Here is a 15,224-nt window from a genome sequence, read left to right on the forward strand (position 1 = left end):
ACCAAACTTAAAAGCGGTAGGTGAAATCCAAGCCGTAAGACTCACCCTTGGCAGGATGAATAAAGTAACCGCCAAACTCGGGCGCTGGAATAATTTCTTCCAAATACTCTTCATCCAGAATATTGTCGCCCCAAGCCGTTAAGGTCCAGCTTTCGGCTTCCAGGCTGATCCGCAAATTTAATAAGTCATAAGCATCGCGCTTACCTTTATCAAAATTACTTTCACCAAAACCAATGATGCCACCAGCCGGTATACCTGGGCCACCTGTAGTAACATCACCAAAAGCACCACCAATACCCTGATACAAAGCGGATACATCAGTAAAGGCATTAGTTGTTACGTCCCCCTGTACCGTACTGAACCAGGTCTCACCAACATATTGCCAATCTAGACGTGCGACTAACTCCATACCATTGGTAATATTATTACTCCACTGCACGCCTAAGTTAGCGGTTGATTCCGGTGTAAGCGGTGCATCATTACCTTCGGTATAAGGGCGGTTGCTGTTTTTGTCAATTTCACTATTGGTGATACCCACCGCACCGTACAGAGTTACACTATCGGTAAGTAATGCTTCAAAATCAATCTCTGCACCCTGCAAAGTCACTTCATCGATATTGGTGACTACCCGTAAAATACCAAAGTTACCGGCCAGGAAATTAAAGAATTGGCTGTCTTCAACTTCGGTATGGAAAACTGCCGCATTCACTCGTAAACGCTTATCCCACCACTCGGATTTAACACCTAACTCAAATGACTTTGATACTTCCTTATCATAATCATCATTGAGCTCTTGTGGCTCAGTGCCAAAAGTACCGAACACACTATCCACTAGATCCTTACTACCGATATTATTGAACCCACCGCTGCGAAAACCCACCCCATAGCTGGCATAGACCGACGCATCTTCGGTTGCCACCCAGCGCCATGAAACCTTGGGCTGGAATTGTGAAAACTCTTCACTGCGATCACTAATGGTGTCAGTAAAGCTACCATCATAAGCAGGGTTAATTGTCGCCACTGCAAAGGTGTTAGGATTAATACCACCAAAGGCCTGAGCACCTGGCACATTCGGTACTTTATTAGACACATCACGATCTTCCTGATCGTAGCGTCCGGCAATTGATAAGGTTTGATTTTCCGTTAGATCAAAATCTACTGAACCAAAAATTGAGGCTACATCAGTATCAAATTGATCGTTAAATAATAAATCGGTTCTGCCTGGCACGTAGGGCTTACGGCCAAAATAACCATCACCCAAATCTGCCCCATAAGATACTGCAACTTCCCGTTCAATTTGCGCTAAATAAAAACCGGCCATCCATTGCAGGCCATCACCCTGTGAAGCGAGTCGTACTTCTATACTCGTACTTTCCTGGTCGCGCTGCTGGTATTGATAACCATCACAGGTACTTTGTGTATAAGGCGGTAATAACGCATTTAAACCGTACACCGGGGCAAAACCAATATCTGAAGCCATCCCAGGTACTGTGCCTGGGAACGCAAAGAAGGGAGAATTAACACCGGGATTATATGCACCTGATGCTAATAAATCCTGATAGCTCGCAGAACAGGCATTTTGCGCTTCACCCACACTAGGACCACTCAACGGAGAGCCTGGTCCAACTGCTGCGCTTAAATCAAATGAGTACAAACCAAACGCTGCGCTGGTTCCATCTGATAATAGGTACTCTTCCAAATTATCGTAAGCGACAACGGTGGTTAATGTTGCCCAATCCATATCAACATCCGCCTTAACGGAGAAGAAGGTGTTTTCCTGTTCGTTTTCGCCGGGTACATTAAATTCAAAACGGAAATCATGATCATTCACATCTTTGTATAAATTAGGATCACCGAAGTTTGCCGCGGCGGTAGGTAAAGCAAAAACAGCATTGAAGTTGATGGCGCCTGCTTCGACTTCTCTATAACCTGCCGTCGCATCAATACTAACCCGATCACTGACATCCCAGATTAAGCGTGCCCGAAAGTTCTGCTCTTCGAGAAAATCCACGCTGCCATCTTTACCGGTGAATTCATTTTTATACTCGCCCTCATCATCGCGGTTGCTAAAGGAGAAGCTACCTTTTAATCCATCAACAATAGGGCCACTGACACTGATTCTGGCTTTCGTTAAATCATTGGAGCCAGCACCTACACTGACCGTGCTTTCAAACTCATCACCCGGCTTTTTAGTAGTAACAATGATTGCACCGGCAACCGCATTGCGACCATAAATGGCTCCTTGTGGCCCTTTCAATACTTCGATTTGTTGAATATCGAATAACTCCTGGTTAAAGCCATTAGGATTAGTCAGCAAGACGCCGTCAACAACATAGGCAAAAGTGCCTTCCGCGTCCCGGGTTGAAGTAATACCGCGAATAGTTACCTGAGTGTCGCCCGCATTAGCGGAATCAACAATCGTGACGTTAGGAGTCAATGCGATAAAGTCCTGGGGCCTCTCAATACCCGCTCGCTCTATCGTTTTTTCAGTGAACGCGGTAATGGCGATCGGCACTTCTTGTAAATTCTCTGCCCGTTTTCGCGCTGTAACGACAACCTCTTCTACCGTTATTTGTTCCGCTGTTGCGACGGAAATGGATGCACTACTTATTAAAGTCGCTCCAATCGCTGAAGCTATTATTGATCGCTTGAACATAGTCTCTCCCTTGCCTTTGATTATTAAGTACTGCTTTTTTATCATGCCCTTCAGCCAATGGCTGGATTACGGCAAGCCTGTTATTTGATCAATATAGAGGAGATTAACTCACTCCACCAGTTGCTAAACGAATCTTTACATCTGGGTAGAGGCTAGTTACTTTTCCTCGCAAAATTGAATTTGTGTGCCCAACGTATCGTTCTGATCAATATCCCAAACCTGCCAATTTTCAAGGCCTTGTCTAGGTATTTCGCTGGTCATTGCACTGCCCTGGGCAACAACATTAGCTGCTGCTTGTTGCAGATCATCCACGGAATAAGAAATCAGGAAGAAGCCTTCTCCATGCTGCTGCAAATGTTTACCTGGAATACCTGTCATATCGACTGGCTGCACCAATACCAACCAACTATCACCAACTTTGGAGCGAGCGGTTTTAACACCTCTGCCTGGCAAGTCATCAATAACAAAATTATCTATACCTAGCAGTTTACGATACCGATCAATCCCGGCACTTAGATCTTCTACGATAAAATTGATGTGGTGGATCTTTGTAACAGACATAAAAAAACCTATAAAAATGAGCGCTGCTCTTTCTATAGGCTTTATTTACAGGTTTGGCAAGACTTACTCTACCGTCACCGACTTAGCCAGATTGCGTGGCTGGTCCACATCAGTACCTTTTAACACAGCCACATGATAAGAAAGTAATTGCAGTGGGATGGTATAGATAATGGGGGCAATAATATCAGCCACGGACGGCACTTTAATTACATTAAGCCCCGAGCTATTTTCAAAGCCTGACGCGGCATCGGCGAACACAAATAACTCACCGCCACGTGCTTGCACTTCTTGCAGATTGGATTTTAATTTTTCCAATAAATCATCATTAGGCGCAACCGCGACTACTGGCATATCTGCATCAACCAGTGCTAACGGTCCATGTTTTAATTCACCTGCAGCATAACTTTCAGCATGGATATACGAAATCTCTTTCAACTTTAATGCGCCCTCCATCGCAATAGGCCACATCGCACCGCGTCCCAAAAACAACGAATGGTGTTTTTCTGCGAAAGATTCTGACATTTGGTGGATAGCTGTATCCAGCGCAAGGGTCTGCTCTAATTTTTCTGGCAGTTGTTTTAGCGCGGCAACTATTTCTGCCTCCTCGTTTGCGGACAATTGATGACGACGTCCCAGTGCCACGGTTAATAAAATTAACGCCACCAACTGTGTGGTAAATGCTTTAGTGGAAGCAACACCAATTTCCGGACCCGCTTCGGTCATTAGTGCCAAATCTGATTCCCGCACCAAAGAGCTCTGTGCGACGTTACAGATTGTCATGGTTGCGGTGTACCCTAAAGTTTTAGCTAAGCGAAGAGCGGCTAATGAATCTGCGGTTTCACCGGATTGGGATATAGTCACTAATAAGGTATTTTCCTGTACTACTAACTTTCGATAGCGAAACTCACTGGCAATTTCCACCCGACAAGGAACACCAGCTATACCTTCTATCCAGTATTTAGCGACCATCGCTGCATGATAACTAGTGCCACAAGCCACGATTTGTACGGCTTTGGTTTTGTCTAATATGGCTTTTGATTCAATACCAAAAGCCTGCTCTAAAATTTGGTTTTTACCTAACCGACCCTGTAGCGTATTTCGTATCACCTTGGGTTGCTCATAAATTTCTTTGAGCATGTAGTGGCGATACTTTCCTTTGTCCGCGGCTTCCGCCGAATCAGTTAACTGTAATTGCTCCCGCTCAACTTCTTGACCGTCTTTATCCCATATCTGATAGCTATCCGGCGTAATTTCAGCAAAATCCCCTTCGTCTAAATATATAAAGCGATCGGTTACCTGGCGCAGCGCTAATTGATCTGAAGCTAAAAAGTTTTCTCCAATACCCAAGCCTAATACTAATGGGCTCCCACTACGGGCACATAAAATTTTCTCTGGTTCGCTCTTATCAATAACGGCTAAACCAAACGCACCTTCCAGTTCTTTTACGGCTATCTTAACCGCTTCTCTCAAATTTAAGCCGGTAATAATTTTTGAGTGGATCAAGTGGACGATAGTTTCGGTATCAGTTTGTGATAAAAACTCATACCCTTGGGCGGTTAATTTTTCACGCAGCTCTTCGTGGTTTTCAATAATACCGTTATGCACTAATGCAATCTGATCTGATGATATATGTGGGTGAGCATTGGCTTCTGAAGGCTGACCGTGCGTTGCCCAACGGGTATGTGCAATACCAGTAGAGCCTGGCAGTGGTGTTTGTTGCAGCGCTTCATCTAATACCGCAACTTTGCCTAAACGTTTATGACAACCTATGGCACCTTTGCTATCAACAATGGCTACACCTGCGGAATCGTAGCCGCGATATTCCAGACGCTTTAACCCTTCTACCAATATAGCTGAAACTTTTCTGCGCGCTGCTGCGCCAACTATGCCACACATAACTTTTCCATTTTCATGCTCTCATTTAGGACGAGCGTATTTATTTTCTTGACAACTATTTTTTACTTGGACGTTTCCAGCCATCAATGTTCCGCTGCTTGCCTCTGGCCACACCTAATTGCTCGTCGGCAACATTGGCTGTAATAATTGATCCTGCAGCTATAGTCGCATTTTTTCCAACACTAACCGGTGCCACCAACGCGGTGTTTGAACCAATAAATGCACCATCGCCAATAGTAGTCACAGATTTATTCACCCCATCATAATTACAAGTAATGGTGCCTGCACCTATGTTGGCACCTTTACCTATATTACTATCACCAATATAGGATAAATGATTCACCTTGCTGCCTTCGCCTATAGTAGCTTTTTTGGTTTCAACAAAATTGCCTATTTTGGCTTTATTACTCAATACTGTGCCAGGACGTAAGCGGGCAAATGGACCAATATCGCACGCTTCTCCAACTATCGCATTTTCTAGCACACTGTTAGCTTTGATCACCGAACCTTGGCCAATGGTTGAATTTTCGATGACACAATTAGGGCCAATAGTCACGTCATCGGCAATACTGACATCACCAACAAACACACAATTTATATCAATAAAAATATCCTGACCTATGGTTAAATTGCCACGAATATCAATGCGCTGTGGATCTGCTAACGTTGCTCCTTCGGACATTAACCGCTGTGCTTGTTGCAGTTGGTAAAAACGCTCTAGTGCTGCCACCTGTTGGCGATTATTCGCGCCCTCAACTTCCATCGTTGTTTCAGGGTGTTGCGCCAACACTTGCATTCCGTCAGCGACAGCTAAAGCAATAATATCTGTTAAATAATACTCACCCTGCGCATTATTCGCTGACAAGGTCGGCAACCATTGTTTTAACTTTTTAGCCGATACCGCCAGAATACCCGTATTCACTTCTGTGATTTCAAGTTGCGCCGCGTTCGCATCTTTTTGTTCAACAATGGCTTTTATCGAGCCCGCTTCACGCACTATGCGCCCATAGCCTGCAGGAATGTCCAAATGTACGGTTAATAAAGATAGGGTGTCATCACTTGCTGCACTGACTAAAGAAGACAATGTTTGATTAGCAACCAGTGGCACATCGCCATAGGCTACTAAAACTACACTATCATCATTGATGGTTGGCAATGCCTGCGCCACAGCATGACCCGTCCCTAACTGTTTCTCTTGTACCACCCAATTAATGTCCGCGTCTTGAATATTGGCCTTAACCTGATCCGCGCCATGCCCGATAACCACATGAATAACATCTGCCCCAATTTGTTTTGCACTTTCAATCACATGTGCAACCATCGGCTTGCCTGCAACTTGATGCAAAACTTTGGGGAGTTTGGAGCGCATGCGAGTGCCCTGTCCCGCAGCGAGAATAACAACCTCTGTTGTCACGTAAGTTCCTTTTGTTGAATTTAAACCGCTATCAATCTGATTATTAGCTAATTAATGAATGCTCAATGCAGTCTTATTATTGTAGAAGCCTAAATAAAAAAGGGTAGCCGAAGCTACCCTTTTATCCGTAAATATTGCCTGCTTAACACTTAGCCAAACTTTTTACGTATTGCCTGTAAAGTCCTTAATTGCGCTGTTGCAGCAGCTAATTGCGCAGAAGCACGGCCATAATCAAAATCGCCGTTTTGATTGGCAATCGCATGCTCAGCTTCTTTCTGTGCTTCCAGTGCTGAAGCCTCATCAATATCGTCTGCACGTAATGCGGTATCCGCCAATACACTAACAGTACCAGGCTGAACTTCTAAATAGCCGCCTGACACATAATAGACTTCTTCTTCGCCATTTTGCTTCTTGATACGAATGGGGCCTGGTTGCAACGAAGTAAGCAATGGTGCGTGACCATAGCCAATACCCAAGTCGCCTAAAGCGCCGCTAGCAACAAGCATTTCAACCAAACCGGAAAAAATTTCCTGCTCAGCACTAACGATGTCACAGTGAATAGTCATAGCCATAAAATAACACGCCTATCAGTTCTTGATAGAAGAGTAAGGAAACGCCAAAGCGCCTACTTACATCTTCTTCGCTTTTTCCAGTACTTCTTCGATACCACCACACATATAGAACGCCTGCTCTGGAATGTGATCGTATTCGCCCGCCAACAGGCCTTTGAAGCTGGCAATAGTTTCTTTCAAAGAAACATACTTACCTGGTGAACCGGTAAATACTTCTGCTACGTGGAATGGTTGTGACAGGAAACGCTCAATTTTACGTGCGCGGTTTACTGTCTGCTTATCTTCTTCAGATAATTCATCCATGCCCAAAATAGCGATGATATCTTTCAATTCTTTATAACGCTGCAGTACCGACTGTACGCCACGAGCAACATTATAGTGCTCCTGACCAATGATCAGCGGATCCAGCTGACGTGAAGTACTGTCCAGTGGATCTACCGCAGGGTAAATACCTTTCGCGGCTATATCACGGCTCAGTACAACGGTTGAATCCAAGTGAGCAAAAGTGGTAGCAGGCGATGGATCGGTCAAGTCATCCGCTGGTACGTATACCGCCTGGATAGAAGTAATCGAACCTGTCTTGGTAGATGTAATACGCTCTTGTAACTCACCCATTTCCTGAGCCAGTGTTGGCTGATAACCAACCGCAGAAGGCATACGGCCTAACAGTGCAGATACCTCGGTACCAGCCAATGTGTAACGGTAGATATTATCAACGAACAACAGTACGTCTTTACCTTCGTCACGGAATTTTTCCGCCATGGTCAAACCGGTCAAGGCTACACGTAGTCTGTTCCCTGGTGGCTCATTCATCTGACCATAAACCATCGCTACTTTGGATTTGTTAAATTCTTTAACGTTAACAACGCCGGCTTCCTGCATCTCGTAGTAGAAATCGTTACCTTCACGAGTACGCTCACCAACACCAGCGAATACGGATAAACCTGAGTGCTCAGTCGCGATGTTATTGATTAACTCCATCATGTTTACAGTTTTACCAACACCGGCACCACCGAACAGACCAACTTTACCACCCTTGGCAAACGGACAAACCAAATCGATAACTTTGATACCCGTTTCCAACAATTCTTCAGAAGCGGCCAACTCGTCATAAGCAGGTGCTTTGCGGTGAATCGCTGAACGTTCTTTTTCGCCGATTGGACCACACTCATCGATTGGGTTACCCAACACATCCATGATCCGGCCCAGTGTTTCAATACCAACTGGTACTGATATGGGCGCCTTGGTATTTTCTACGGATAAACCGCGGCTAATACCTTCTGATGAACCCATTGCAATGGCACGAACAATACCGTCGCCTAATTGCTGTTGCACTTCCAGGGTTAAACCTTTTTCAGTAACCATCAGTGCATCATAAACCTGAGGTACTGCATCGCGTGGAAATTCCACATCGATTACCGCACCAATGATTTGAACGATTTGTCCGCTACTCATTTCCGATTCCTCTTTAGGATTTGGATTTTCCGGATTCACTTCTCTTTTAGAAGCGTCACCATCAAAATTAAATTCTGTTTGCATCTTTGCTCGGGGCCAGGTCTTTAGCGCTGATCCCACTTATCCCATGCAGCATTAATTACTGATTGCTGCTGCACCACTTACAATTTCTGAAAGCTCTTGGGTAATCGCTGCTTGACGCGCTTTGTTGTAAACCAATTGCAGGTTATCGATTAAGTCACCCGCATTATCGGTTGCATTTTTCATCGCCAGCATCCGCGCAGCTTGCTCACAAGCGCCATTTTCAACGACTGCCTGATACACTTGTGACTCAACATAGCGCGTCAATAAGCCTTCCAGCAGCTCCTGCGCATCGGGCTCATAAAGATAATCCCAATGATGCTTTAAACCTTTATCGTCATCTGCTTCCAACGGCAATAACTGTTCTACCGTTGGCGTTTGCGTCATGGTATTAACAAATTGATTACTGACCAGATACAACTTGTCGATTTTACCGTCCGCGTAGGCATCCAACATAACTTTCACGCCGCCAATTAAATCGGCAATCGCTGGGTCTTCACCTAAATCGCGCACTGCAGCAACTACATTACCGCCATAGCTGTTAAAGAATGCCGCTGATTTTGCGCCAACTACACACAAATCAATCTCGGTTTCTTTCGCTGCATAAGCTTGCATGCTTTTAATTGCCGCTTTAAACAAGTTGGTGTTTAAGCCGCCACACAAACCACGGTCGGTTGAAACCACTACAAAGCCAACACGTTTTACTTCGCGCTGCACCATGTACATGTGCTTGTACTCAGGATTAGCGTTAGCAATATGTCCAACTACCGAGCGAATACGCTGTGCATAAGGCTTACCAACCTGCATGCGGTCTTGGGCCTTACGCATTTTACTGGCGGCAACCATTTCCATTGCGCTAGTAATTTTCTGCGTACTTTTAATACTCGATATCTGAGTCCGTATTTCTTTTCCGCTTGCCATTTTCTCTACCTATCAAAGGCTAACTCGGTATTTAGGGGCCAGAGCTAAAGATCTGGCCCCACTATTAATAAGAGGCATTGAACCTCTTATTAATAGGTCTGTGTAGATTTAAATTTCTCTACCAATTCAACAAACTTGGCTTTGTAGTCATCGTTCCAATCACCACTGGCAGCAATAGCACTCATGGTGTCGGCGTATTCGCTTTTGGCAAATGACAATAAAGCCGATTCAAAGTCACCTATTTTTTCTACGGGAACATCAGATAGGTGACCTTCGTTTGCGCAGTAAACCATCAAGCCCATTTCAGCAACACTCTGTGGTGCATACTGCTTTTGCTTCATTAATTCAGTTACACGCTCACCATTATCTAACTGTGCCTTAGTCGCATCATCCAAATCTGAAGCGAACTGGGAGAACGCTGCCAATTCACGATACTGCGCCAAAGAAGTACGAATACCGCCAGACAATTTTTTCATGATTTTGGTTTGAGCCGCACCACCAACACGCGATACCGAAATACCGGCATCCATTGCTGGACGATTACCGGAGTTAAACATGTCAGCTTCAAGGAAGATCTGACCATCGGTAATAGAGATTACGTTAGTTGGTACGAATGCCGATACGTCACCAGCTTGTGTTTCGATAACTGGCAAGGCTGTCAGTGAACCGGTTTTACCTTTCACTTCGCCGTTAGTAAATTTCTCTACGTAATCAGCGTTAACACGAGCTGCACGCTCCAACAAACGCGAGTGCAAATAGAAAACATCACCAGGATATGCTTCACGACCTGGCGGACGACGAAGCAACAAAGAAATCTGACGATAAGCCCACGCTTGCTTGGTCAAATCATCATAAATGATCAAGGCATCTTCACCGCGATCACGGTAATACTCACCCATTGTACAACCAGCAAATGGCGCCAGGAACTGCATCGCAGCTGGATCAGAGGCGGTAGCCGCAACAATAATGGTGTGGTCCATAGCACCGTGTTCTTCTAATTTACGAACAACAGCTGCAATAGATGATGCCTTCTGGCCAATCGCTACGTAGACACACTTAATACCAGAACCTTTCTGGTTAATAATCGCATCAACCGCAATAGCTGTTTTACCAATCTGACGGTCACCGATAATCAACTCACGCTGGCCACGGCCAATTGGCACCATCGCATCAACCGCTTTCAAACCAATTTGCACTGGCTGATCAACCGATTGACGCTCGATAACACCTGGCGCTACTTTTTCGATAAAGTCAGTTTCTTTTGCGTTGATTGGGCCTTTGCCATCTATAGGCATACCCAGTGCATCGACAACACGACCTTGTAATTCAGGACCCACCGGTACTTCAAGTACCCGACCAGTACACTTACAGATCTGGCCTTCCGCAATACCGCGGTAATCACCCAATACAACCGCACCAACAGAATCGCGCTCCAGGTTCAACGCCATACCGTAGACGCCGCCTTCAAACTCAATCATCTCACCATACATAACATTGGTAAGACCGTGGATGCGAATAATACCGTCAGTTACAGAAACGACCGTACCTTCGTTTTGGGCTTCGCTAGACACATCAAGCTGGTCGATGCGGCTTTTGATAATTTCGCTAATCTCAGATGGATTCAGCTGTTGCATTTTCTTTTCCTCGTCTTAGCTTACGCTAGGAATTCATTGCTTCGGCAAGTTTGTTTAAACGACCACGAATACTGCCGTCGATAACCACATCAGCAGCGCGTACAACTACACCACCAATCAGGTCAGAATTTATAACAGTGTGTAAATTTACATCGCGCTCTAACTTACCGCTTAAGGCTTTCGCCAACTTGTCTTGAATAGCTGCGTCCAGCTCGAAGGCTGTCGCGATTTCTACTTCAACAGTTTTTTCACGGTTGGCTTTGAACTCTTCATATAAAGCAGAGATGACTGGTAATAGCGCTAAACGCTTATTATCCGCCAATACTTTAATAAAGTTTTGTGCTTTAGCAGCCAGCTCATCGCCACAAACGGCAATGAATTTTTCGGCCTGTTGCTCTGAGGTCAATGATGGTGAAGTTAATACTTTCACCATATTGTCAGATTGTGCAACAGCAGCGGCTGTCGCTAATTGAGTAGACCATTCAGCTAATTGCTTAACTGATGATGCATGCTCAAACGCTGCTCGCGCATAAGGTCTTGCCAGGGTGCTTAATTCAGCCATGCCAAACTCTCCCTATAGACCCGCTGCCAATTTTTCTACCAGCTCTTTGTGAGCACTTGCATCGATAGTCGCTTCCAGTACCTGTTCCGCACCGGCAAGGGCCAATACCGCAACCTGGCCACGTAAAGCTTCTTTCGCACGATTAACGTCTTGTTCGATCTCAGCCTGTGCTGCTGCTTTGATACGATCGCCTTCTTCGCGAGCGGCCTCTTTCGCTTCTTCCACGATTTGATTAGCACGCTTATTGGCTGCATCAATGATGCTAGCTGCTTGCTCTTTCGATTCGCGTAGATTTTGAGTCGCTTTCTCTTGTGCTAGTTCTAAATCTTTTCCAGCACGATCAGCAGCTTCAAGGCCATCAGCGATCTGCTTTTCACGCTCATCCATTGCAGTGCGAATAGCACCCCATACGAAAGCTTTACAGAACCACACAAAGAACAGGAATGTGATGGACTGGCCAATTAAAGTCAGATTAATGTTCACGCCGACACCTCAGCTTGTTAGTGAATAAGTAAGTGTTATCAGTTAACGCTTAACTTAAGCAGCTAAAGTAGGAACAACAACGAACAATACGTACATGCCGATACCAACACCGATCATTGGAACCGCATCTAACAGACCAGCGATCAGGAACATTTTACCCTGAAGCATAGGAGCCATTTCTGGTTGACGTGCTGAACCTTCCAGCAGTTTTCCGCCCAACAGACCAAAACCAATAGCAGTACCAGCGGCACCCAAACCAATCAAAAGAGAAACGGCGATTAATGCAAGACCCATTTTCTATCTCCACTTATTTAAAAGTTAAAAGTTGAACCGAAGTTCAGTGAGTTAATAAAAAGTAAAACTGTTAAACACTAATTATTAATTAGTGTTCTTCGTCAACATCGTGCGCCATCGCCATATAAACGATAGTTAACACCATGAAAACAAAAGCTTGTAACGCAATAACCAAAATATGGAATATTGCCCAACCCATTTGCAGCACACCAGCAAGCAAACCGAGGAATAAACCGGCGCCAAACATTGCAGCAATCAGGATAAAAATCATTTCGCCAGCATAAAGGTTACCGAACAATCGAAGACCCAAAGAAATCGGCTTGGCAATTAATGATACTGTTTCAAGAATAAAGTTGACTGGTATCAGGAAGATATCCACATACCATTTGCCGGCGTGAAATGGGTGCAGGGTTAATTCTTTAACAAAACCCATAAAGCCTTTTTCTTTCACGCTGTAATAAATCATCATACCAAAAACAGTAAAGGCCATACCGAGTGTGATATTGGGATCAGTAGAGGGGACTACCTTAAAGAAGAAGTGTGGATCACCCGTCACTAACATCATGATTTCCGGAATCCAATCCACTGGGATTAAATCCATCAGGTTCATGAAAAAGATCCAGACAAAAATAGTTAAAGCCAAGGGCGCGACATAGGCATTTTTATAATGAAACGTATCTTTCACTGTGCCATCAATAAACTCGATAGCCATTTCAATAAAATTTTGTAAACCTGTTGGAATGCCAGAGTGAATGCTTTTTGCTACCGAGCGGAAAATCAAAATAAAAATCATGCCCAATGCTATCGACCAAAACATTGAGTCAACATGCACTGCCATAAAACCCATGGCATCAACTTCGTTGTTGCTATGCGCTAACGTCCAGGTACCCGCTTCCAATATTTCGGTAGTACCATCAGTGTGCACCCGCTCAACATTTTCAGTCAACTTACCATAAGTCATATTGGTAAGGTGGTGCTTGATATAGCCTTCAGTGGTAAGAGTGTCACCTGCCATCTGTTAGAAACCTGTAATAGCGATTAAAAGCAATTCCATCAAATTTTTTTGCGCTTACTTTTTGAACGGCTACTAGCGTTTAAAAAAGCGCAGTGCCAATATCCAATTCAGCACCATCATAAATATATAAGCCAGAAAAATAACAACCACATTAATCGGTCTCAACAGAGCAAACGTGCCCGCGAACAATAATGTGGTAAAAACAAACTTTCCTGCTTCGCCCCGATAAAATGACCGGGTTACTTCACTTGCCGCTTTAGCCCCGGAAAAACGAAAGGCCCAGCTGGCAAAATACGCATTAGGCGCTAAACAAATCAACCCACCCACCAATGTTGATAACGCCGCGGTGTGATCTACCAATAATATGCCCGCCGATAACATCAGCAGTACAAACAACTGCAGGGCAAATACTCGCAACAGAGGAGGTTTGTTTAGCTGGGCACCAGTTTGATGGCTGGATGCAGTTATTTTAGGTAACTGCATTGCGACACTCCCACTGATTTTACACCGGCTTAACGCCTATTTAAGCGGGGCGCATTATAGGGATAATAAGGACGGTATTCAACAGAATTGTCCTTATTATCGATTAATATTTGGCTGCTTATTATCTGTAGTTCGTTGCAGAAACCCCGAAATTAACCGCCTTTTTGTTATAAATGGTCTATTTAGTGTCCACGAACTTTTAAACTACTAGATAATGTGTTTCCAATGAGAATAAGGCGGCTGTTATGACCTGATGGTTACTTGATGTGACTAAGGATGCCGTCCAGCTCATTTAAATTGTTATATTTTAAAACCAACTTCCCACTACCTTTAGCGCTGTGCTGGATAGTAATCGGCACCCCGACCTTTTCTGAAAGCTGTTGCTGCAGGTTTTTAATATCAGGATCTATTTGTTTTTGGGCCTTCGCCTTGGGTGAATCCATTTCAGCCAATAACGTTCTGACCAGAGCCTCGGTTTGGCGCACAGAAAAACCCTTGCTAACCACAGTGGATGCCGCTTGAGATTGGTGCTCAGCAGGTAAACCTAGCAAGGCCTTGGCATGCCCCATCTCAAGGTCACCATGCTCCAACATGCGCTGTACATCGTCTCGTAAAGACATTAATCGCAATAAATTAGTCACTGAAGCACGGGATTTACCCACAGCGTCTGCAATTTGCTGATGGGTTAATTCAAATTCTTGCTGCAACCTGGATAGCGCTAACGCTTCTTCCATGGGATTTAAGTCTTCACGCTGGATATTTTCAATCAACGCCATGGCGATTGCAGCTTCGTCAGGCACGTGCCGGATAACCGCCGGAATCATGTCTATACCTGCTAGCTGGGTAGCCCGCCAGCGCCGCTCACCAGCAATAATCTCGTATTTATCGGCACTGATGGGCCGAACTACTATCGGCTGCATAACCCCCTGGGCTTTGATGCTTGCTGCTAATTCTTCCAGGGCTTCAGGGTGCATGTCACGACGTGGTTGATATTTACCCCGCTGAATAATATCGACCGGCAGTTTGCGCAACTCACCATCATTGTTGTCTGCACTCGCCGCTTCAGAAGTATCCTCGGTTGTAGTAGCCGACGCTTTGCCAGCACTTAAAAGTGCATCCAGACCTCGTCCTAAACCGCGTTTTTTTGCCGCCATGGTGATTCCAATCAAATAATTAAATGTTGCTAATTTCGGGTAT

14 protein-coding genes are annotated in these 15,224 nt (G+C 44.8%); all 14 read right to left on the reverse strand.

The annotated features are described in order from the left end of the window. Positions 1–7: 7 nt before the first annotated feature. Positions 8–2,656 (reverse strand): TonB-dependent receptor, encoded by a 2,649-nt coding sequence (locus UNITIG_RS12210; RefSeq protein ID WP_200821283.1) that lies wholly within the window; start codon positions 2,654–2,656, stop codon positions 8–10. Between the two features lie 156 nt (positions 2,657–2,812). Further along, the gene (locus tag UNITIG_RS12215; protein ID WP_200821284.1) at positions 2,813–3,217 is read right to left on the reverse strand and encodes a VOC family protein; all 405 of its coding nucleotides are present in this window, start codon (positions 3,215–3,217) and stop codon (positions 2,813–2,815) included. A gap of 63 nt (positions 3,218–3,280) precedes the next feature. After that, positions 3,281–5,113 (reverse strand): glutamine--fructose-6-phosphate transaminase (isomerizing), encoded by a 1,833-nt coding sequence (gene glmS / locus UNITIG_RS12220; protein ID WP_101758633.1) that lies wholly within the window; start codon positions 5,111–5,113, stop codon positions 3,281–3,283. Between the two features lie 55 nt (positions 5,114–5,168). Then, positions 5,169–6,527: a bifunctional UDP-N-acetylglucosamine diphosphorylase/glucosamine-1-phosphate N-acetyltransferase GlmU gene (gene glmU / locus UNITIG_RS12225; protein ID WP_101758634.1), complete on the reverse strand. Its 1,359-nt coding sequence runs from the start codon at positions 6,525–6,527 to the stop codon at positions 5,169–5,171. Between the two features lie 149 nt (positions 6,528–6,676). Further along, the gene (locus tag UNITIG_RS12230) at positions 6,677–7,099 is read right to left on the reverse strand and encodes a F0F1 ATP synthase subunit epsilon (protein WP_101758635.1); all 423 of its coding nucleotides are present in this window, start codon (positions 7,097–7,099) and stop codon (positions 6,677–6,679) included. A 57-nt stretch (positions 7,100–7,156) separates the two neighbouring features. After that, complete coding sequence (atpD, locus tag UNITIG_RS12235) at positions 7,157–8,554, reverse strand: F0F1 ATP synthase subunit beta (RefSeq protein WP_101759271.1); 1,398 nt, start codon at positions 8,552–8,554, stop codon at positions 7,157–7,159. Positions 8,555–8,689: 135 nt separating this feature from the next. Further along, entirely contained in the window at positions 8,690–9,556 is an 867-nt protein-coding gene (atpG, locus tag UNITIG_RS12240) for a F0F1 ATP synthase subunit gamma (protein WP_101758636.1), read from the reverse strand. 89 nt (positions 9,557–9,645) lie between these two features. Further along, positions 9,646–11,190, reverse strand: a complete 1,545-nt coding sequence (gene atpA, locus UNITIG_RS12245) for a F0F1 ATP synthase subunit alpha (protein ID WP_101758637.1) — start codon at positions 11,188–11,190, stop codon at positions 9,646–9,648. Positions 11,191–11,215: 25 nt separating this feature from the next. Beyond that, entirely contained in the window at positions 11,216–11,752 is a 537-nt protein-coding gene (locus tag UNITIG_RS12250; protein ID WP_101758638.1) for a F0F1 ATP synthase subunit delta, read from the reverse strand. Between the two features lie 12 nt (positions 11,753–11,764). After that, on the reverse strand, positions 11,765–12,235 hold the full coding sequence (locus UNITIG_RS12255; protein ID WP_101758639.1) for a F0F1 ATP synthase subunit B: 471 nt from the start codon (positions 12,233–12,235) through the stop codon (positions 11,765–11,767). A 54-nt stretch (positions 12,236–12,289) separates the two neighbouring features. Continuing rightward, on the reverse strand, positions 12,290–12,529 hold the full coding sequence (atpE, locus tag UNITIG_RS12260) for a F0F1 ATP synthase subunit C (protein WP_085758116.1): 240 nt from the start codon (positions 12,527–12,529) through the stop codon (positions 12,290–12,292). A gap of 88 nt (positions 12,530–12,617) precedes the next feature. Then, complete coding sequence (gene atpB, locus UNITIG_RS12265; protein WP_101758640.1) at positions 12,618–13,544, reverse strand: F0F1 ATP synthase subunit A; 927 nt, start codon at positions 13,542–13,544, stop codon at positions 12,618–12,620. A 72-nt stretch (positions 13,545–13,616) separates the two neighbouring features. Continuing rightward, the gene (locus UNITIG_RS12270) at positions 13,617–14,027 is read right to left on the reverse strand and encodes an ATP synthase subunit I (RefSeq protein WP_101758641.1); all 411 of its coding nucleotides are present in this window, start codon (positions 14,025–14,027) and stop codon (positions 13,617–13,619) included. A gap of 257 nt (positions 14,028–14,284) precedes the next feature. Beyond that, a complete protein-coding gene (locus UNITIG_RS12275; RefSeq protein WP_101758642.1) occupies positions 14,285–15,181 on the reverse strand; it encodes a ParB/RepB/Spo0J family partition protein in 897 nt (298 codons plus the stop codon). Positions 15,182–15,224 lie beyond the last annotated feature (43 nt).

The sequence above is a fragment of the Oceanicoccus sp. KOV_DT_Chl genome, assembly GCF_900120175.1.
GTDB lineage: Bacteria > Pseudomonadota > Gammaproteobacteria > Pseudomonadales > Dasaniaceae > Oceanicoccus.

What these genes read in the sequence shown, in the direction of transcription:
- UNITIG_RS12210 (WP_200821283.1), bottom strand. Translation starts at nt 2,656, where the DNA reads ATGTTCAAGCGATCAATAATAGCTTCAGCGATTGGAGCGACTTTAATA.
- UNITIG_RS12215 (WP_200821284.1), bottom strand. Translation starts at nt 3,217, where the DNA reads ATGTCTGTTACAAAGATCCACCACATCAATTTTATCGTAGAAGATCTA.
- glmS (WP_101758633.1), bottom strand. Translation starts at nt 5,113, where the DNA reads ATGTGTGGCATAGTTGGCGCAGCAGCGCGCAGAAAAGTTTCAGCTATA.
- UNITIG_RS12230 (WP_101758635.1), bottom strand. Translation starts at nt 7,099, where the DNA reads ATGGCTATGACTATTCACTGTGACATCGTTAGTGCTGAGCAGGAAATT.
- atpD (WP_101759271.1), bottom strand. Translation starts at nt 8,554, where the DNA reads ATGAGTAGCGGACAAATCGTTCAAATCATTGGTGCGGTAATCGATGTG.
- atpG (WP_101758636.1), bottom strand. Translation starts at nt 9,556, where the DNA reads ATGGCAAGCGGAAAAGAAATACGGACTCAGATATCGAGTATTAAAAGT.
- atpA (WP_101758637.1), bottom strand. Translation starts at nt 11,190, where the DNA reads ATGCAACAGCTGAATCCATCTGAGATTAGCGAAATTATCAAAAGCCGC.
- UNITIG_RS12250 (WP_101758638.1), bottom strand. Translation starts at nt 11,752, where the DNA reads ATGGCTGAATTAAGCACCCTGGCAAGACCTTATGCGCGAGCAGCGTTT.
- atpE (WP_085758116.1), bottom strand. Translation starts at nt 12,529, where the DNA reads ATGGGTCTTGCATTAATCGCCGTTTCTCTTTTGATTGGTTTGGGTGCC.
- atpB (WP_101758640.1), bottom strand. Translation starts at nt 13,544, where the DNA reads ATGGCAGGTGACACTCTTACCACTGAAGGCTATATCAAGCACCACCTT.
- UNITIG_RS12270 (WP_101758641.1), bottom strand. Translation starts at nt 14,027, where the DNA reads ATGCAGTTACCTAAAATAACTGCATCCAGCCATCAAACTGGTGCCCAG.
- UNITIG_RS12275 (WP_101758642.1), bottom strand. Translation starts at nt 15,181, where the DNA reads ATGGCGGCAAAAAAACGCGGTTTAGGACGAGGTCTGGATGCACTTTTA.